Below are 290 nucleotides of genomic sequence, written 5' to 3'. Positions count from 1 at the left end.
CTCCCCGAGCCTTCCGACGTGATGAAGGTGCTGGTCAAGCTCACCCGCCCCGGGGGCAAGGACGACAACGACACGCCGGGGCACTCCAAGCTGATCATGCGTCTCCCGCCCCATATCATCGCCGGCGGCATTGACAAGGACAACGTGGCGGAGGGTGTCGATATCACCATCGAGCCGTATCCCGAGGTGGCCGTGGGCGATGTGGAACGCCTGACTTGGGGTGGGGTGTTTGTGTACAGCCTGCCGCTGACCCAGGACCAGGTCGATGGCAAGACGCCGATCGTGATTCA

1 pseudogene is annotated in these 290 nt (G+C 63.4%); it reads left to right on the top strand.

Annotated features, from left to right (window positions below):
* Window positions 1–290: pseudogene (locus AACY45_RS28965) on the top strand (hypothetical protein); the annotation flags it as partial.

Source organism: Pseudomonas sp. RA_35y_Pfl2_P32 (assembly GCF_963970735.1).
In the GTDB taxonomy this organism is placed as follows: domain Bacteria; phylum Pseudomonadota; class Gammaproteobacteria; order Pseudomonadales; family Pseudomonadaceae; genus Aquipseudomonas.
The sequence above is the reverse complement of the archived record's forward strand: the minus strand, read 5'-3'. Positions and strand labels throughout refer to the sequence as shown.